Here is a 20,247-nt window from a genome sequence, read left to right on the forward strand (position 1 = left end):
TTTGTCTGATTTAAAAGTTCTTCTAATTACTTACTACTGGCCGCCATCCGGAGGCGGTGGCGTTCATCGGTGGTTAAAAATGAGCAGGTATTTTCCAGACTGCAACATTGACCTACACATCTATACACCCTCTAATCCAGAATATCCAGCCTATGATCCATCATTGGTAAATGAAATTGATGATCGTTTGACCATTATCAAACATTCTATAAGAGAGCCTTATGCCATCTACAAGAAATTTACTGGTAAAAACAAAAAAGAAGGAGTCTATTCAGGCTTTATTAACGAAAAGAAATCCCTGGCACAATCCTTATCTGTCTGGATTCGAGGGAATTTGTTTATTCCAGACGCTCGAATGCTCTGGATAAACCCTTCCAGACGATACCTGAAAAAATTACAGGTCAATAATAATTTCGACGTCATTATTTCGACCGGGCCCCCTCATTCCATGCATATGATCGCACATGGCGTCAAAAAAGAATTCCCTCAAATAAAATGGATTGCAGATTTCCGAGATCCATGGACCAATATAGATTTTTATGATCAACTAAAATTGACTTCATGGGCAGATCGCAGGCACCGGCGAATGGAACAATTGGTTCTTAGTCAAGCAGATCGAATTGTTACTGTGGGTTTTACCATGGCCAAAGAATTAGAAGCGCTGGGTGCTGATCATGTAGATGTCATTACGAATGGTTTCGACCCATTGGATTTTGAAGAATCGGTTGAACTTGATCCTCAATTTACCATTATGCACCTTGGTTCAATGAATAAAGACAGAAATCCAAATGTTTTATGGAAAAGTCTATCTCAGTTACGGAAAGAAGAGTTCTACCCCAAGGTTAGGATCATTGGTAAAACAGATGTATCTGTAAAAAATAGTTTGGCCGAATTTGGAGTAAGTGATCAGGTAGAACTAGAAGATTTTATCCCACATTCGGAAGCCGTAGTGGTCATGCAATCAGCGCATGTTTTATTATTGGTGATCAATAATACACCTAATGCGGCAGGAATATTGACCGGAAAGGTTTTTGAATATTTGGGCTCCAAACGTCCTATTCTAGCCATTGGTCCTGAAAAAGGAGATGTAAAAGATTTATTACACCCATTTAATCACGCCTACTATATTTCATATGGTGAAGTTGATCAATGCACACAAATCATTAAAAAATTAATGAAAAACAATGCTCCTGCCGATGTAGAAGGGATCGAGCAATACAGCAGAAAACAATTGGCAATAGAATATTGTGAATTAATAGAGGAAGTATGCCGATGAATAAAAAAGTAATCGCCATCATTGGTGCGAGACCACAATTTATCAAACATTTTCCTTTGGAAATGGCCGCTTCTGACCATTTTAATCTGATGACGATTCATACTGGCCAACACTATGATGAAAATATGAGTCAGGTTTTCTTTGATCAATTGGGTATGAAAACACCAGACTTTCAATTGTCTTTGGGAGGGGGGAGTCATGGCAAGCAAACCGGGCAAATGTTGATCGAAATAGAAAACATCGTCCTCAAAGAAGAGCCTGATGTCATCGTAGTTTACGGAGACACCAATTCTACACTAGCAGGTGCTCTTGTAGCTTCCAAGCTACACATAAAATTGGTACACATTGAAGCTGGCCTTCGCAGTTATAATAAAGCGATGCCGGAAGAAGTAAACAGGGTTTTGACCGATCACGTTTCTGATTTACTTTTGGTACCTAGCAAAACGGCAGTTAAAAATTTAAAAGCTGAAGGTATTGAAAAGGGTGTTTTCATGGTGGGTGACATAATGAAAGACCTGATTAGAATTAGTAGAGAGCGTGATGTCCTCTCATCTGACCAAATAGGGGATTATCTTTACGTAACCTTACATCGACCCTATAATGTTGACCACGAAGAAAGATTAAAATATGTTCTTGAATCACTGAAGCAATTGGGGAAGCAAGTCATCTTTTCTGTGCATCCAAGAACGCGCCAAAGTATTCAAGCATATCATATTCCCATCGGATCAAATATTAAATTAATTGACCCCCAACCCTATTTTAATAATCTATCGTTGCTCAGCGCATCAGATGGATTGATCACAGACAGTGGTGGTATGCAAAAGGAAGCCTATTGGCTTGAGAAACCTTGCATAACGATTAGAACTGAAACGGAATGGGTAGAAACTTTGGAAAGAGGAGCCAACCAATTGCTTTTTGAAGATTTGGAGAAATTAAATGCACTCATTTCTAAAAAATCAAAGATTGTCTATGACTCCAACTTATATGGAGATGGGTATGCCGCAGATAGAATTGTTGGCGAGATAATGAATATACTATGAAGAAATACGCTCTGATAGGTGCTGCCGGATATATCGCTCCCCGGCATATGAAAGCCATTAAAGATACAGGTGGTCAATTGATTGCCGCTTATGATCCCAATGATTCGGTAGGCATCATAGATTCATACTTTCCGGATGCTGCCTTCTTCACAGAATTTGAGCGATTCGACAGACACCTGGAAAAGCTCAAGAGGAGAAAAGAAAAAGTAGACTACGTGGTCGTTTGTTCCCCGAATTACTTGCACGACGCGCATATTCGCTTCGGCTTGAGGTATGGGGCAGATGTGATTTGTGAAAAACCGGTCGTCCTGAATCCATGGAATATTGATGCACTTCAGGAAATGGAACAGGAAACTGGACAGCGCATATATAACATCCTGCAATTAAGATTACACGATAGCATTATTGATTTGCGTAACTTGGTTTCAAATGCACCTAAGGATAAAATATTTGAATTTGATTTGACATATCAGACCTCTCGAGGTCTTTGGTATTACACTTCCTGGAAAGGAGACGAATCTAAATCAGGAGGAATCGCAACCAACATCGGCGTGCACTTTTTTGATATGCTCGGATGGGTTTTCGGAGAGGTTCGAAACAATTTGGTGCACATACATACACACGATCGGGCTGCCGGCTATCTCGAGTTTGACCATGCACGGGTAAAATGGTTTTTAAGCATCAATTATGATACATTACCCGAAGCTGTAAAGGCAAATGGTCAACGTACTTATCGAAGTGTTACCATTGATGGAAGAGAGATTGAATTCAGTCAGGGATTCACGGAATTACATACTAAAAGTTACCAGGATATACTGAATGGCGGAGGCTACGGTATAGAAGAATCAAGAAAAGCCATTGAACTGGTACATGAAATTCGGCAATCTGATCCCATTGGACTTAAGGGTCATTATCATCCTTTTTGTGAGAAGAAATTAATTAAACATCCGTTTAAGAGGTGATCAAAGACCTAGTTAACAGCCTGTTCGGGGATTTTAACAATCTCCAAAATGGTGTAAAGATACTGTTGCTGGCTCTTCTATTGACAGATGTGGCTTTTTTAATCTTGCATGTATTTGCTGCATTTTATATGAGACATACTGATGATTTTGATTTCTATTTGATGACACGAGATCGTAGTTATGCGGAAGTATTTCAATATATCAAAGAGTTTAAGATTGCACTTTTTCTATTCATGATGTCCCTCAATACAAAACAAGTGTTGTTTGCCATTCTGGGTTTGCTTTTTGTTTATTTGCTTGCAGATGACATGATGGGATTACATGAAGGAGCTGGCGTCTATTTCAAAGAGACTTTTTTAAGTCCGGAAGCAGGTAAGTTGCCAATGGTCGTTATTCAAGTCGTGTTCAGTTTTCTTGTCTTCATTATTTTTGCAATCTTAATATGGTTTTTTATTAAATCGGGAGTGGATTCGGAATATGAATTATTTTCAAAAAAGTTAATGCTGCTGGTAGTCTTTTTGGCCATTTTCGGAGTGGGCATTGATTTTTTGCATTCATTATATAATCTGACGGACATAGATTCAGAGTATGTGAATCAAATATTGGCATTAATTGAGGATTGGGGTGAAATGTTGGTGATGACTGGAATTGTGGGGTATGTGTATGGGGTTGTGCTTATAAATAGCAATGTCCAAAAAAAAGTGATTAATTAGAAATAGCGGAGAATACATTTATGGGAAAAAAAGTTTTATTGACAGGAGGTGCGGGGTTTATTGGTTCTAATATTTTGGATGCAATGCTTCAAGATGACCGGATTTCATTTGTCAGAGTACTTGATAATTTATCTACAGGCAAACGAGGAAATATAGAAGAGTTCATGGACCAACCCAAATTTGAGTTTATGTGGGGTGACATTCGCGAGTACAATACCTGTTATGACGCATGTAGAGATATGGACATGGTTTGTCATCAAGCGGCACTGGGGTCTGTGCCTCGGTCCATTAAGCAGCCGGTGACAACTAACAATGTGAATATTGGAGGGACGTTAAATATCTTCACAGCCGCAAAGGATAGAGGAATTAAACGCGTGGTGTACGCCGCTTCCTCATCTACTTACGGAGATTCCAATGAATTGCCTAAGAGAGAAGAGAATATAGGTTCTCCTATCTCACCGTATGCAGTTACTAAATTGGTCAATGAATTATATGCAAGCGTATTTGGAAAGCTGTATGAGATGGAGTTTATAGGATTGCGGTATTTTAATATTTTCGGTCCAAAGCAGGATCCGCATGGAGCCTATGCTGCTGTTATACCCCTGTTTTTCAAAGCGGCAATGGAGGAAGTGGCGCCGACTATTAATGGAGATGGTTCGTTTAGTCGGGATTTTACCTATGTGGAGAACGCGGTGCAAGCGAACTTGCTCGCTTTATTCACAGAGGAAAAAAGCGCCTTAAATCAAATATTTAATATCGCATGTGGTCAAAGAACTTCTTTGAATGACTTGTGGCAGTACATAACTTCAATAGCCGGGAAAAGCATTGAACCGGTTTATGGCCCTACGAGGGCAGGAGATGTACCACACAGTTTAGCCAGTATTGAAAAAGTAAAAACCACTTTAAAATATAAACCGGAAATTGATGTCAAAAGTGGATTGAATTTGACCTATAAATACTACCAGGACAATGGCTAAAACTTTTATAATTGCTGAAATAGCTCAAGCCCATGATGGCAGTTTAGGAATTCTACATTCTTACATTGATGCTATATCCGAAACGGGTGTAGATGCTGTCAAATTTCAAACACACATTGCTGAAGCAGAAAGTAGCATCTATGAGCCTTTCAGAGTTAATTTCAGTTATGAAGATAAGACCAGGTTTGACTATTGGAAGAGAATGGGGTTTAGTTTCGAGCAGTGGTTTGAAATTAAAAATCATTGCGAAAAAGTGGGTTTGGAGTTTATCTCTTCTCCCTTCTCGCAAGAGGCCGTAGATCTATTGGAAAAATTAAATGTAAAAAGATATAAAGTAGGATCCGGAGAGATATCTAATTTCTTGATTCTTGAAAAAATAGCCAGGACTAACAAAGAAGTAATTCTTTCCTCGGGAATGAGCTCTTTTGAAGAATTAGACCGAGCAATAGAACATTTAGAAAAACATCACAACAAAATTTCTGTCCTGCAATGTACTACAGCCTATCCCACACCCTATGAGAGATTAGGCCTTAATATCATTACTGAATTAAAAAAGCGATATCCAAATTATAAGATTGGTCTTTCAGAACATACAGGAGACATATATGCAGGTGTTGCAGGAGTAGCCTTGGGGGCTGAAATTTTAGAGTTTCACGCTGTATTTGATAAAAGAATGTTTGGACCTGATTCAACCTCCTCTCTTACGATCGATCAGATATCGACCCTGGTAAGCGGGGTGAGGTCAATAGAAAAGAGTTTAAATAATCCAATTGATAAAAATGACTTAAAACCATTTACAAAGTTGAAGGACATTTTTGAAAAAACACTAGCCGTAAATAAAGATCTTGAAGTTGGTCATCAATTGAAATTTGAGGATTTGGAAGCTAAAAAACCTTCTGGTAGAGGTATCGGCGCCAACAGATATGAAGAGGTCATTGGTAGACGCATCAGCAAGTCATTAAACAAATGGGATTTTCTGACGGAAGATCATTTAATAAAAAATTGAGTTTGAAGAATATTTGTGTAGTAGTTACGGCAAGGCCATCATATAGCAGGATAAAAACAGCTTTAACTGCAATCAAGAATCATCCGCAGCTTAATTTGCTGTTAGTGGTAGCTGCTTCTGCATTGCTGGACCGATATGGCACAGCCGTCAAATACATAGAAGAGGATGGTTTTAAAATAGACGCTAAAGTTTTCAATGTTCTCGAAGGTGAAAATCTAACAGCACAGGCCAAGACTACAGGTCTGGGAATCATTGAGCTGGCTTCAGTTTTTGAGCAATTAAAACCGGACGCTGTTGTAACCGTTGCTGATCGTTTTGAAACAATGTCTACAGCTATAGCTGCGAGCTATATGAATTTGCCTTTGATACACATTCAGGGAGGAGAGGTGACCGGAAATATAGATGAAAAAGTAAGACATGCCATCACTAAATTAGCTGATCTCCATTTAGTCGCTACTGAAAAAGCCAAAGAGCGGGTTATAAAAATGGGTGAAGATCCGAATATGGTCTTTAATACCGGCTGTCCATCCATTGATCTGGCAGACATGGTTCTAAAAAACCCAAAAATTGACTTTGATTTATTTAAACAATACGGTGGTGTAGGTAAGATTAAAAATTGGGAACAAGGATACCTGGTCGTATTGCAACATCCCGTCACCACAGAATATCAGAAAAGCAGAGTTCAAATAGAGGAAACATTACATGCCATCTATGAACTTAATATTCCTACATTTTGGTTTTGGCCGAATGTAGATGCCGGTTCTGATGGTACATCGAAGGGAATCAGAAGTTTTAGAGAAAATCATAATATAGACCATATCCACTTCTTCAAAAACATGGAAGGAAAAGACTTTCTTAAGCTATTATACAATTCAAAATGTCTGATAGGAAACTCAAGTGCCGGTATAAGAGAGTGTAGTTATTTGGGAGTTCCAGTTGTAAATATTGGAAGTAGGCAAAGTGGAAGAGAACGAGGACAGAATATAGTTGATGTTGAGCATAATCGTGATAAAATAAAAGGAGCAATTAATCAAGCAATTTCAATGGTCAGGAAACATGACGACATTTATGGTGATGGTCAATCCGGTGATGAAATTGCACAGAAAATCGCCCAAATACAGATTGGGTATACGAAGCGGTTGACTTATTAAAAATCTTAAGATTCATATTGCAGAAACACAGGATTTTTCAAGAGACATCCTGGATGAAATGGACGGTAAGTATACTTTGAGTACCGGACCTGTTTTGATGTCTGATTTAAAAAGCCTACTGGAAACTGTAGATGTTTTTTGGTTTAGACTTGCCTATAAAATTGATGAAAAGGTATTGACCAATCATACCCGTTGCAGGGTTTTGGCAACACCGGTCACTGGAATCGATCATATTGATGAAAATCTATGTAGAAAATACAATATTGAGATTGTTTGCTTAAGGGGAGAAACAGAATTCTTAAAAGAGGTTCGTGCCACCGCAGAACATACCATTTTCTTAACTCTCGCTTTATTGAGAAAAGGACTTTCATCCATTAGCAGTGTGCTGGCTGGACATTGGAAAAGAGATGATTTCAGGGGGTACGAAGTATATGGTAAAAAAGTAGGCATAATAGGAATGGGTAGACTAGGTCAAATTGTCGCTGCTTATTTTAAAGCAATGGGCTGCCATATACTATACTTTGACACCGCTGAAAGACAGAACCTCGAAGGTTTTCATGAAGTGAATAGCATGGAAAGACTCATAGAACTCTCAGACATTGTTTCACTTCATATTCCATACAATGAAAAGAATCACAAGGTGCTTGACAGTTCGATTTTAAAAAGATTTACTGGTTCAAAATGGTTGATCAATACAAGCCGAGGTGGTGTGATAGATGAAGAAGCGCTTGTCAATGTTCTAAAACATAGCCACCTCGGTGGGTATGCCACTGATGTATTATATGGTGAACCGGATATTGCAAAAAATCCCCTTTTCATTTACGCAAAAGACCACGAAAACATCATAATTACTCCTCATATCGGTGGCAATACTTATGAATCTTTTAATAAAACAGAAAGATTTATCGCTGATAAAATTTATAGATGGGTAGGTAAAAATTATAATGTTTAGATGAATATACTTGGAATCATTCCTGCTCGAGGAGGTTCAAAAAGAATTTCTGGAAAGAATAAGAAATTACTAGGAGGCAAACCCCTGGTAGAGTATGCTATACAGGCTGGCTTAGAATCTACATTAATAAATGAAATATTATTAACTTCTGACGATCTCGAAATACTTAAAATTGGCGAATCCTATCCTTCCATTATAAAAAGGGTAAGACCATTTGAAATCTCTGGTGATCAGGCACTCGCAATTAGTTACGTTCAGGATGCCTTAGCATATATGGAAACAGATTATGATATGATTGCCATAATTCAGCCGAGCTCACCATTCACTACAGCGTTCGATATTGATTCTACAATAAAACTGTTGCAAAATTTCGAAAGTGCGGACAGCGCAGTAAGTGTAATGAAACTAGATCATGTTATTCAACCTGCGAAGATTAAGAAAATGGAAAATAAAGTTCTTATTCCATATTTTGAAAAAGAAAACAATCGTATGGCAGAACATGAATTACCTGAATTGTACGTGAGAAATGGATCAGTTTATGTGAGTAGAATATCCACCATTAAAAAGAATCGCATAATAGGTGATCACTGTCTGGGTTATGAAATGCCTCGAGAACGATCTCTAGATATCAATGATCCGATCGATTTTGAATTTGCAAAGTTTTTATTCAATAATTCACATGAAGGATAAAAAACATGGGAGCACTTCAGGTTGGGACGAAATATGGGAAACCCAGTTGGAGGAAAACCTGGATAATCCTATTTACACAGATGCTGAACCAACAGATATTCTTCAGTTCTGGCAAAGGGGCTACGCCAGTGATTTGATTTCACTAATAAAGGACAGGAATTATAATTCATTTTGCGAATTAGGGTCAGGGAGAGGCACTACGACCCTATATCTCGCGCAAAATGGATACCAAGATCTCACGATGGTAGATTTATCTGAAACAGGTTTTGAGGTTGCTAAGCATTCCTTTAAAAAATATGGTGTTCAACTTCCAAGACTGATTTTAGAAAATGTAGAAAATACTAGTTTTCATGATGAGTCATTTGACTGTATTTATAATATTGGTTTATTAGAGCACTTCTTAGACCCTACACCAACATTGCAGGAAGCCTATAGACTTCTAAAAAAAGGTGGATTAATTTTTATGCCCATTGTACCCAAACAATCTTTAAAAAAATCGTATTTACAGAGACTTTTTCTGAATCCAATAGGACTGGCAAAGTTTATCATAAAATCGATATATGGCAAGAAGTCTGAAAACAATAAAATCTTGAGAACGGATTATAATAAAGAATACTATACCGAAATAAGTGCATCTCTTGGTTATCAAAATGTGCAGTGCCTGCCGTACAATCCCTATTGGAAAATAAATATCAATAAGGATTTAGAAAAAAAAATAACACTTCCTGTTTACAAATGGCATTATAATACATTTAAAAGGCATCAATCTCTGTCTTTTAAGACAAATCGCTTCTTCAATCTTTGTCTCCTCCTTATTGCAGAAAAGTAAATGAAAATAGATGTGGCTTATATGGTCTCTCATGGTTTTGCTGCAAGGATGGTGACACAAACCAATTTGCTGGGAAGGTTAGTAGAAAAAGGATTGGGAGTAGCACTCATCGCACCTGACTCTGACGATATAAATCTTAAAACATATTGTGAAAAATATGGCATTCACCTATATGAATTTCGACCTAAGAGTAATTTCTGGTCTGATCATTACATGAAAGCAAGAGCTTACTTTCTGGAAGACATCAATAAAAATCCTGCCCTTTATGAAAAGTATATTTATGATATCAGATCTAAACATAAATCAATCTATAGATGGTTAAGACCCCGTTTACTTAAAATTACTCATGACTTAAAGAAAAATTTTCCCGGCATTAAAAAATGGTATTCAGCAAAGGAGTCAACAATGCTGGAGTCGGAAATGGCATATGACCTTTTAAAGGAAATCAATCCCCAAACCGTCATATCTACATATCCGGTTAATTTTTCTGAGAGCATGCTTTTGAATGCCGCAAGAAAACAAAGCATACAAACCGTGATCCACCTACTAAGTTGGGATAATATCACATGCAAAGGAAGATTTCCCCACCTTGCTGATAAATACATTGCGTGGGGCCCTATCATGAAAGAAGAATTAATGGAATTTTATAGCGTCAGTGAAGATGACATTTATGAATGTGGCGTTCCACATTTTGACATTCATTTAGATTCCAGATTAAATCCACATCCAGCACCATATCTGGAAGAATTAGGTTTGGATCGCAATAAGCCATATCTTTTTTTTGGAATGAGTTCTCCTAGATTTGCGCCACATGAAATAGACATTGTGGAATGGCTGGCTCAGAATGTTGAAGCTGACCAGTTTGGTACAGAAATGCAATTGATAGTGAGGCCACATCCACAAAATGTTCAAGGGTCAATGGCAGATGAAAGTTGGTTGCCCAGATTAAAATCCCTGGTGAGTTCAAGAGTAGGAGTTGATTTTCCAGATTTAAATAAGAGTGATTTGCCCTGGTCTATGAGAGAAAATGATATGGATAGAATGTCAAACCTTCTTGCTGGATGTTCCGTATCTCTAAACTCAGGTAGCACGCTTTCAATTGATGCTTTAATGTGTGGAGTACCTGTGGTACTAACTTCGTTTGATGGAGACAAACAGCTAGAATACTGGAAATCAGCTAGAAGACTGATAGATTATACTCATCTTAGAAAATTAGTAGAACTAGGTGGGGTAAGTGTGGTGGAGAATTTCGAAGAAATGACTTTGGTACTTCATAGATATTTAGAGGATAGTAGTTATAATCAATCCAAAAGGAAGGAAACAATTAGAGCAGAATGTACTTTTCCCAATTCAACAACCAATTGTGTTGAAGTCATACAATCATTTATTTGAATGAAGGAACCTACCTTTTTAATTATTGGTGAAAGAAGAAGTGGAACAACGACTCTTGCCAGATGGATAGAAGATCATCCTGAAATTTATTTGAACCCCAAGATGGACCTCGGTTACTTCATAGATAGTGAATTAGTCGGCAGTAAAAAGTACCAAGAGGGAAAAGTTGATTATGAAATTTGGGGGGTAACTCATTCAAGAGAAGAGTATCTGGATTTTTTCAAAAATGCAAATACTCACAAAGCAATTGGTGAAAAAAGTGCAGATTACTTTTTCTGGCATCAAAGCCATCAAAGAATAAAGAACTATTTTCCCGACATTAAGCTCTTGGTCACTTTAAGAAATCCCATTGAACGAGCATGGTCTATGTATTGGAATGAGGTAGGAAAAGGTCGGGAATCTTTAAGTTTTTCTAAAGCAATCAGAGCTGAAAGTAAGCGAATTGAAAGTAGTGATTACGCAAGGGATCATCTTTCATATGTAACGAGGGGCTTCTATGATAGAAGTTTGCAAAAATTATTTGAGGTGTTTGATCCTCAAAATGTCTTGGTCACCATATTGGAAAAAGCAAAAATACACCCTTCATCTCATTTGAAGTCTATTTATTCTTTTTTAGACGTAAATACGGATATCGGTTATTCTAATGTTGACAAGAAATACAATAGAAATTGGACTATGATTCAGAAACCTGTTTTGAACAAAGTTCCATTCTTCAAAAAGTTGGAGAATAAATACTTCTACACTGTAAATAAATTGTCATTGCTTTTATTCAGAAGAAATATCTACCGCAGAAGAAACTTTGTCAAAAAAATTTCAAAACCTTTTAGAAACTCTAAAGAAGATTTCATAATGAAGAAAGAAGATCGAGAATATTTAGAAAAAATTTATTCCCCTCACATCAAGGAGCTTGAAAAAATGCTTGATTTAGATTTAGGAGAGTGGTTAAAAAGATAGTTACAAAATTTAAGCGGAAAATCGCCGAATTTATGGCAGCGGAAAGCTCCCAACACTTTCTAATTAAAAATTGGGATTCAATTAACGATATTTCTGTATTGGAAAAAATTTTTAGTACTGAATTCTTTTATAGAGAAATGGAACCTGTCCAACCTAATTTAAGTCACTATAATAAGGTTTTACTAATTGCGCCACATCAAGATGATGAAAGTATCGGATGTGGAGGCCTTCTCCATAAATTAAAGAGACTAAATGCTGCCGTAACGATATTATACACAACGGATGGTGCACAAGATAATTTAGGAGTTTCAGCAAAGGAATCAGTTGAGGTAAGAAATCGTGAATTATCAGAAGCCCTTAAGGGGCTGAAGGTACGAATTGAGAAATTAGATATTTCTAATCTTGAACCTAAATTGTCGTTACATCACATTAAGTCATTGACTGATTTGATACAGACTTTACAGCCCGATTTGATACTGCTTCCCTGGTTTTTAGACATTCCTGTAAAGCACAGACTAACCAACCATATGCTATTGCTTTCAGATTCAATTATTTCTATAAGTGACCATTGCGAAATCTGGGGATACCAGGTCCATAACCACCTATATCCTAATATTGTGATTGACATTACAGACCATGTAGATGACAAGTCCAGAATGATCGATTGCTTTAAGTCCCAAAATGTAAACTTTAAAGATTATAGGCATCTTACTATCGGTTTAAACGCCTACAATAGTAAATTTCTAAAGCGAGCAAATTACGCTGAGTTGTTTTTTGGAATGGACGCCCAAGGCTACTTATCTATAGTAAAAAAGTTTTACAGCGAGCATTTAAAGGAAATCTATCGAGGAGATCAACAGTATATACAGAATGTGATTTCTTTAGAAAAAGAAATTGATGAATGAAAGGTGGAGCCATTTCAGCTCGATATATCTTTATATCCAATATTCTTTCGAAAATTGTCCTATTTTTTGGAAGCATAATTTTAGCAAGGGTTTTATCCGTAGAAGACTTTGGTTATCTACTAACCTTAAATATACTTTTTGGCTTCATTAATTTATTTTCCATAAGTGGATATGAGTTTTACTTCATACAAAACAAGGACTACCAAGGTGACCAAGAAATGGTGTTGCTGAGACAGGTTTTTAATCTACGTATCATCCAATCAATTCTGCTGTTTATCATAACCAATGGAATTGCCTTCTATATATGGATTTACAACGATCCCGTTCTGGCGAAACTCTTATCTATATCTTCTTTTCTGTTTTTGATTGCCCTTATTTCTAAACCTGAAGAAGCTCAATTATCCAAATCACTGGATTTTAAAAGAATTTCTATTTCGAGATTTGCAAGAGACGTAGGAGCCGCACTTTCAAAAATAGGTTTTGCTTTTGCAGGTTTAGGCCCACTTACTTTTAGTTATGGAAATTTAGTAGGCAATACTGTTTATTCTTTGATGATAAAGGCAAAACATAATTTATCATTATTGAGAAAAACAACATTTGCCGATAAGGTAGAAGAATACAGTAAGATTAGAAAGTTTGGTTTCAACTTATTCCTCAATACATCAGGCTCCTATTTTACGAAACAAGTAGATAAATTTTTCGTCGCATCTTACTTTGATAAAAACGTTCAAGGTAATTACCAATTCGCTAATAATTACGCTTCCTATACTTTTAATGCTGTTATTGCTCCTCAGACCAGTATGGTGCTGTCACTTATGGCTAAGAATAGAGAGCATACTCAATATTTACTAAAACTCTTTAAATATTATGGGGTGGTCGCTATTTTTCTCCTATGTCCTGTAATCCTATATGTCATAATATTTGCCAAGCAACTCATTCCTCTTGTATTTGGAAGTAAGTGGGAAGGAGCGGTTTTTTTGTTTCAGATTTTCTCTATTTATTATCTACTCAAGGTTGTACTGTATCCCACGAATGGAATCCTTACTTCAATGGGTAGACCTGATATCAAAGCCAGAATAACCATAATTTCATTTGTTATCACTATACCGATATTAATATATGTTTCCTTTATGGGTTATCAAATAGCTACCTATGCAATTATTTTTGTAACAATTTCAACCATTTCAGATGGTCTGTGTGCATATAGAGGATTTCAACTGATGCAAGCTTCTTATTTTCGATTTTTAGGTGATAGACTTGTCCTTTTTTCTCGTCACATTGCACTAATAGTGGTTCTTACATTAATACTGACAGTATGCACTATTAATTATCTCAGTTTGATACTTGGCTTGTTAGCTACCGTGATTTCAACCTATTTAATACTATTTTTTAATTATGAAGCTTTTAGTATTTCACTCCAAACATTTATTAAGGAAAAGCGGATACTAAGGCTATTAGACTTAATTTTCTTACAAAAAACTTAATGAATCAAGTATATGAATAAATTATTGGTAACAGGTTCTTCTGGTTTGATTGGCTCAGAAGTGGTAAGACATTTTAACCAGATTGGTTGGAAAATCTATGGTGTAGATAACAATATGAGGGCAGATTTTTTCGGCCCTAAGGGAGATACCAGATGGAATCAAAATCAGTTATTAAAGAATTGTGATAACTTTGAACATATCGAATTGGATATAAGAAACAGAGCAGGAGTTCTCAAGCTTTTTGAAGAGCTTAGACCTACTCACATCGTCCATACAGCTGCCCAACCATCGCACGATTTAGCGGCTTCCAGACCTTTTGATGATTTTGATGTCAATGCTGTGGGTACCCTAAATTTACTGGAGGCATGCAGACAATTCTGTGGAGATTCACCATTTGCTCATATGAGCACCAACAAAGTTTATGGAGATGCGCCTAATTCATTGAACTTGGTTGAAAAAGAGTCCAGATGGGAATATGGGGATAAAGAATACTTTGATGGTATCAAAGAAAGTTTTACGATAGATCAATCAAAACATTCCCTGTTTGGCGCTTCAAAAGTAGCCGCTGACATAATGGTCCAGGAATATGGGAGGTATTTTAACTTACCTACATGTGCTTTACGTGGAGGTTGTCTAACCGGACCTAATCATTCCGGAGTAGAATTACATGGATTTTTAAGTTATTTGATTAAAACGAATATAGTGGAAGGCGAGTATACCATCTTTGGCTACAAAGGCAAACAGGTAAGAGACAATATTCATTCCTATGATGTTGCAAAATTTATAGAAGCATTCTTTAATAACCCTGGATATGGTGAAGTCTACAACATTGGTGGAGGAAGAGCTAATTCAACCTCTATATTAGAAGCATTTGATCGGGTCGAAGGGATTACAGGTAAGAAAATGAAGTATTCCTACAGCGAAAAAAACAGAGAAGGAGATCACATTTGCTACATATCAGATTTGTCCAAAATGAAAGAACACTATCCTGAATGGGATATTACGAAGCCTTTACAATTGGTCTTTGAAGAAATTGTGGACAGCTGGGAAAGAAGGTTAGCTGTGCATGGGTAAATTGTTAATTGTCAGTTGGACTGTTCACCCTTGGCCCACAGGCTCCTCAGTGATCATCAATAATATAGCTTCTCAGTTCAAAAGAGAAGAGTTAATAATTCTTGGAGAGAAACCTCCGGCCAAACTAAAACACACTTGGCCAGATGACTATCCAGAGATAAAATATTTTGATGCAGAAATCAGTATATATGGTCGTGGTCAAAAATATCTTCAATGGTTCAAAATCAATAGACTTGTAAAAGTTATAAAACGCATCATAGAGAGCGAAGATGTAGATAAAGTCTTGTGCGTTTACCCCAATGACTTCTTTCTATATGCATCCTACAAGGTTAGCAAGCAAAAGCAAATTCCTTTTTACACTTGGTTTCACAATACTTATTATGACAATGAAACCGGATTAAAAAAAATATTGGCTGGATGGTTACAACCTAAGGTTTTTCAACAATCAGAGAGAGTGATGGTGATGAGTGATGGCATGAAGCAGTTTTATGACAAGCAATATCCGCAATTGGAGAGCCATACATTGCGTCATGGATTTCCTCTTCCTCCACCTCCTAAAAATACATATTCCAGTAATTCCGATAAAACAACTTTTGTGTTTACAGGGTCATTAAACGAATCTTGCAGAGATGCTTCAGTGCGGTTAATGAAAGCCTTGATTAAATCACCTACAAATGAAATTCATATTTATTCAGGAAACCCTAAAGCAAGATTTTCAGATTTAGGTATTTTAGGTGAAAATGTTATCTATCACGGATTCATTGAATTAGATCGGTTGTATGGCCAGTTACCCAAATATGACATCATGCTTTTACCGCATGGGTTTGACGGTGAAAGAACCACAGTTGAGTATGAAACCATATTTCCGACCCGAACCATACCCTTGTTAAGGAGTGGGAAACCTATATTAGCCCATAGTCCGAAGGATGTATTCTTGACAAGCTTCTTAAATGAAAATGAATGCGCATTAAATGTAACTGTCAAGTCAGAGGCTGAAATATTAGATGCCGTGGAAAAGTTGCGAACGGATAAAATGTATGTTGATGAATTAGTTTCCAATGCACTTAAAACCAGTGAAATGTTTGAAATAGATCGAATTGCTTCAAGGCTTAAAATTTTAATTGACTTTTGAGTATTTCGTACCATACCATCATTAAATGGTGCTTTGTCGCATTGTCAATCATTTTCCTATGCAATCTAAATGGCGTTTTGAAAATGGCATTTGGAATCAATGCGCCACTTTCGCCATTAATTTTAGTCTTTTCCTTTATTATCATTTCTTTGGGCGTATTCAACCTCAATGTTTCAATAAAAGACAACTACCTTATTGCTATTGTCTTATTTTTCTTATCATACTTAATAATAGGCTTCGCCTTTCTTCTTATCGATGATAGTTATTTACATCCAAAAACATCGTTAATAAAAATATACAGATCTTATATTTCGTCAATTATAATTATTGTAGCGTCTTTTATAGCAACAAAATCTCTTATGCAAGCTGGAAAGCTCAGCTTTCTATTCAAGCTTTTACTATACACTTCACTTGTTTCAATTTTATTTATAATCATAGGAAAGGAGTTAGGTGTATATGATTACTTTCAATTTAGTCCTGTTGATTTTGATTCAAATAGAGATACAGGGTTATTTGGAAACCCCAATGAAACAGGAGCATTCTCAGTTTACTTTCTAGTAATAGTTTTATCTTGTTATAGTTATTTTTCTAAATACAATATATTGCTTATTCCTCTCATAGGATTAGCATTTTACGCCTGCTTTTCTACTTTTTCAAGAGCTTCAATTATCACGATTATACTCATTTTTGTATTCTATTTAATTTATCAATTAAAGAACATATCAAAGATTAATCTCGAACATTTACCAAAGATTTCGCTATTCATCGTCTTTATTGCACTAGGAATCTTTTTAGTGTCAAAAAGAGTAGGCAATATGGTAGAAAACTTAAGTTATGGTCAGAGAACGAGGGTGATTCAAACTGTGAGTCTCTTGGAGGGCCAGATTAATAGAAAGACAACTTCTCACCGAAGTGATGTTTATGCTTTTGCTATCAATGAAATTTTAAAAAGACCTTTATATGGATATGGAATTGGATCATTTCATAGATTAAAATATCTGCCTGGAAATCGAAAATACGGAGTACATAATACGCATCTACTTATTTATGGCGAAAGTGGAGTATTGCCCTTTCTCATTTTTATTTTGCTTTTTATTTCCTTGGGTTTAAAGGCCTTGTTTCATTCAAATTCAGCATTGGGTTTCTTTATTCTCGGTGTTTGCGTTGTGTATTTTGTCAATGTAGCTGGTACTGGACACAATGCCTTGGATGATAGAATATCAAATCTATTAATAGGAGTTTCACTCGCCTTTATTAAATTTAGATAAGATCATATGTGTGGAATCGCAGGATTTATAGATTACAGTTCAAGTGTAAGTGACGAAGATTTAGTTAGAATGACAGATTCTATTATTCACAGAGGTCCTGACAGTGCTGGATATAAAGTTTTTAACACATCTTTAGCTAAAGTTGGGTTGGGTCATCGCAGATTATCTATTATTGATATTTCCTCATCGGGAAGTCAACCAATGACAAAACATGGTTTAACAATAGTATACAATGGAGAAGTTTACAACTATAAGGAAATAAAGATAAAGCTATTAAAAGCTAACTATAAATTCACTTCCACTTCTGATACCGAAGTCATTCTATCAGCATATGATTATTGGGGAGAAAATTGCGTTAAAAAGTTCACAGGAATGTTTGCTTTTGCGATTTATGATCAAACAAAAGATCAGATATTTTTATGTAGGGATAGACCAGGTGCTAAGCCTCTATTTCTTTATAGAAAAGATAACATAATCATGTTTTCTTCTGAATTAAAAGCCTTTCATAAATGTCAAGCATTCTATAAAAGTATAAACAAAGACGCTGTAAACCTATATTTTCAATACGGATTCGTTCCCAGTCCTATTACTATTTTTAATCATTGCACAAAGGTCAAACCTGGTTCTTATCTGATTATAAATCTAAAAAGTAGGGCAGTAAAAGAACACAGGTATTGGGATCCGAATAAATATGTTACAAATGAAGGCTTAGCCTATAGTGAAAAACAACTACTTCCTTTGATAGAAGAAAAATTAGTAAAGGCTATCAATTATAGAATGGTAGCTGATGTACCTGTTGGGGTGTTTTTGAGTGGTGGTTATGATAGTTCTTTAGTTACTGCCGTTTTACAAAGTGATCGCACTGAAAAGATAAAAACTTTTACTATTGGATTCCAGGACAAACGTTACGATGAATCCTCATACGCCAGGAAAGTGGCTGAATATTTAGGAACAGATCATTCGTCATACATTTGCTCAAAAAAGGATACTATTGAACTAATTCCTAAAATGGCCTCTATCTTTGATGAACCATTTGCAGATAGTTCAGCGATTCCTACTTTGCTTGTAAGCAAATTAACATCTAAACATGTCAAAGTTGCAATTTCGGCTGACGGAGGAGACGAATTATTCGCGGGTTATAAAAGAAACACTCGATTTTTAGAGATTAGCAATTCACTTAATAGAATTCCTGGCAAACTTAAAAATTTATTAGCTCACTTGATTTCCGGTAGTCAGTCTTTAGGATTATATCCGGATGATCTGAATAGAAAACTGGAAAAAAGTAAAAATTTGCTTATCGATATTAGTCTCGCTAATATTTTCAACGAATATTCAAAAAACTTAACGGCTTCAGAAGCAAATTTCATTTCCAATCATAAAGTAAAATATGATCCTCAATTGGTCCTAGGAGATCCTATTGAGTCGGATGATAACTTAAATAAAATGTTGAGTGTTGACTATCAATCTACTTTGACAAATGATATGCTGGTAAAAGTAGACAGGTCTACAATGCACTACAGCCTGGAAGGAAGAGAACCATTGTTAGATCATGAGTTATATGAATTCGTTTCCTCAATACCCTCTGATCTTAAAATGAAAAATGGCACACTTAAGTATCTGCTGAAAGAAATAACGCATAAGTATATTCCCAAAGAAATCATGGATCGCCCTAAAAAAGGTTTTGGTATACCCTTAAATAGTTGGTTAAAAGATGATTTAAATGACATGGTGCATGATTATCTTAATACTAAGGCAATTGATAAGTTTGATATTCTTGATAGCAAAGAAGTACTAAGTAAAGTGAGGTTTCAAGAAAAGTATGGAAAAGAAAGAAACAATATCATCTGGTCAACTTTAATGTTTCAAATGTGGTGTGAAAAATGGCTTTGATATCGAAAATTTTTAAACATTTAAGATTAAATATTACTAAGTATTTTATTCTGGCTACAAAAGGAACAATAGGATATGCAAAATACTTAGGAGTAAATGTAGGTAAAGACTGCAGAATTTATATTACTCGATTTGGGTCTGAACCATTCCTGATTTCAATAGGGGAACGAGTAACCATAACTGCAGGTGTTCGATTATTAACTCATAATGGTTCTACTTGGTTAATAAGAGATGAAAAGGGAAGAAGGTTTGACTACAAACCAATAAGTATTGGAAACAATGTTTTTATTGGTAATAATTCCATCATCATGCCGGGTGTCATTATAGAAGACAATGTGATTGTAGCGGCTGGTTCCGTTGTGACAAAATCAATACCTAAAGGATATATCGTTGGTGGTAATCCCGCAAAAAAAATAGGTTTATTTGAAGATTATCACAATAAAGCTTTGGCATCTTATCCTTCAGAAATAGATAAAAATAAACATTCCTCTTACAAACAATCAATTTTAGAAATTGTGGATAAAATTCCAAAACCATTCTTAAAGTAATCCT

At 36.0% G+C, this 20,247-nt stretch carries 19 protein-coding genes; all 19 read left to right on the plus strand.

Translation table 11 applies throughout. The annotated features are described in order from the left end of the window. Position 1: 1 nt before the first annotated feature. The 19 genes from L2567_RS18250 to L2567_RS18340 all read left to right on the plus strand — a co-directional run bounded on the left by L2567_RS18250 (position 2) and on the right by L2567_RS18340 (position 20,243). A complete protein-coding gene (locus tag L2567_RS18250) occupies positions 2-1,276 on the plus strand; it encodes a glycosyltransferase (protein WP_235299269.1) in 1,275 nt (424 codons plus the stop codon). Beyond that, on the plus strand, positions 1,273-2,316 hold the full coding sequence (gene wecB / locus L2567_RS18255) for a non-hydrolyzing UDP-N-acetylglucosamine 2-epimerase (protein WP_235299270.1): 1,044 nt from the start codon (positions 1,273-1,275) through the stop codon (positions 2,314-2,316). The genes L2567_RS18250 and wecB overlap by 4 nt, the downstream gene beginning before the upstream one ends. Beyond that, the gene (locus L2567_RS18260) at positions 2,313-3,278 is read left to right on the plus strand and encodes a Gfo/Idh/MocA family protein (protein WP_235299271.1); all 966 of its coding nucleotides are present in this window, start codon (positions 2,313-2,315) and stop codon (positions 3,276-3,278) included. The genes wecB and L2567_RS18260 overlap by 4 nt, the downstream gene beginning before the upstream one ends. Continuing rightward, entirely contained in the window at positions 3,275-3,991 is a 717-nt protein-coding gene (locus L2567_RS18265; RefSeq protein WP_235299272.1) for a hypothetical protein, read from the plus strand. The genes L2567_RS18260 and L2567_RS18265 overlap by 4 nt, the downstream gene beginning before the upstream one ends. Positions 3,992-4,011: 20 nt before the next feature. Further along, complete coding sequence (locus L2567_RS18270; RefSeq protein ID WP_235299273.1) at positions 4,012-4,968, plus strand: SDR family oxidoreductase; 957 nt, start codon at positions 4,012-4,014, stop codon at positions 4,966-4,968. Further along, the gene (locus L2567_RS18275) at positions 4,961-5,974 is read left to right on the plus strand and encodes an N-acetylneuraminate synthase family protein (RefSeq protein WP_235299274.1); all 1,014 of its coding nucleotides are present in this window, start codon (positions 4,961-4,963) and stop codon (positions 5,972-5,974) included. Before L2567_RS18270 ends, L2567_RS18275 begins: the two co-directional genes overlap by 8 nt. Beyond that, positions 5,971-7,125, plus strand: a complete 1,155-nt coding sequence (gene neuC, locus L2567_RS18280; RefSeq protein ID WP_406626725.1) for a UDP-N-acetylglucosamine 2-epimerase — start codon at positions 5,971-5,973, stop codon at positions 7,123-7,125. Before L2567_RS18275 ends, neuC begins: the two co-directional genes overlap by 4 nt. 58 nt (positions 7,126-7,183) lie before the next feature. Next, positions 7,184-8,077, plus strand: a complete 894-nt coding sequence (locus L2567_RS18285) for an NAD(P)-dependent oxidoreductase (protein ID WP_235299276.1) — start codon at positions 7,184-7,186, stop codon at positions 8,075-8,077. After that, a complete protein-coding gene (locus tag L2567_RS18290) occupies positions 8,078-8,767 on the plus strand; it encodes an acylneuraminate cytidylyltransferase family protein (RefSeq protein ID WP_235299278.1) in 690 nt (229 codons plus the stop codon). It begins immediately after the preceding gene. Then, the gene (locus tag L2567_RS18295) at positions 8,757-9,596 is read left to right on the plus strand and encodes a class I SAM-dependent methyltransferase (RefSeq protein ID WP_235299279.1); all 840 of its coding nucleotides are present in this window, start codon (positions 8,757-8,759) and stop codon (positions 9,594-9,596) included. The genes L2567_RS18290 and L2567_RS18295 overlap by 11 nt, the downstream gene beginning before the upstream one ends. Beyond that, positions 9,597-10,988 (plus strand): glycosyltransferase family protein, encoded by a 1,392-nt coding sequence (locus L2567_RS18300; RefSeq protein ID WP_235299280.1) that lies wholly within the window; start codon positions 9,597-9,599, stop codon positions 10,986-10,988. Next, positions 10,989-11,942: a sulfotransferase gene (locus tag L2567_RS18305; RefSeq protein ID WP_235299281.1), complete on the plus strand. Its 954-nt coding sequence runs from the start codon at positions 10,989-10,991 to the stop codon at positions 11,940-11,942. Between the two features lie 32 nt (positions 11,943-11,974). Beyond that, positions 11,975-12,847, plus strand: a complete 873-nt coding sequence (locus tag L2567_RS18310; RefSeq protein ID WP_235299282.1) for a PIG-L deacetylase family protein — start codon at positions 11,975-11,977, stop codon at positions 12,845-12,847. Continuing rightward, on the plus strand, positions 12,844-14,331 hold the full coding sequence (locus tag L2567_RS18315) for an oligosaccharide flippase family protein (protein ID WP_235299283.1): 1,488 nt from the start codon (positions 12,844-12,846) through the stop codon (positions 14,329-14,331). Before L2567_RS18310 ends, L2567_RS18315 begins: the two co-directional genes overlap by 4 nt. Positions 14,332-14,343: 12 nt before the next feature. Then, positions 14,344-15,405, plus strand: coding sequence for an NAD-dependent epimerase/dehydratase family protein (locus tag L2567_RS18320; RefSeq protein WP_235299284.1), 1,062 nt, complete (start codon positions 14,344-14,346; stop codon positions 15,403-15,405). Further along, the gene (locus tag L2567_RS18325) at positions 15,398-16,537 is read left to right on the plus strand and encodes a glycosyltransferase family protein (RefSeq protein WP_235299286.1); all 1,140 of its coding nucleotides are present in this window, start codon (positions 15,398-15,400) and stop codon (positions 16,535-16,537) included. Before L2567_RS18320 ends, L2567_RS18325 begins: the two co-directional genes overlap by 8 nt. A gap of 83 nt (positions 16,538-16,620) precedes the next feature. Further along, positions 16,621-17,805 carry an O-antigen ligase family protein gene (locus L2567_RS18330; RefSeq protein ID WP_235299287.1) on the plus strand — a complete coding sequence of 395 codons (1,185 nt, stop codon included), beginning with the start codon at positions 16,621-16,623 and terminating at the stop codon, positions 17,803-17,805. Between the two features lie 6 nt (positions 17,806-17,811). Further along, a complete protein-coding gene (gene asnB / locus L2567_RS18335) occupies positions 17,812-19,695 on the plus strand; it encodes an asparagine synthase (glutamine-hydrolyzing) (protein WP_235299288.1) in 1,884 nt (627 codons plus the stop codon). Next, entirely contained in the window at positions 19,686-20,243 is a 558-nt protein-coding gene (locus L2567_RS18340) for an acyltransferase (RefSeq protein WP_235299289.1), read from the plus strand. The genes asnB and L2567_RS18340 overlap by 10 nt, the downstream gene beginning before the upstream one ends. Positions 20,244-20,247 lie beyond the last annotated feature (4 nt).

Origin of the sequence: Portibacter marinus (genome assembly GCF_021533195.1) — a bacterium.
GTDB classification, from domain to species: domain Bacteria; phylum Bacteroidota; class Bacteroidia; order Chitinophagales; family Saprospiraceae; genus Portibacter; species Portibacter marinus.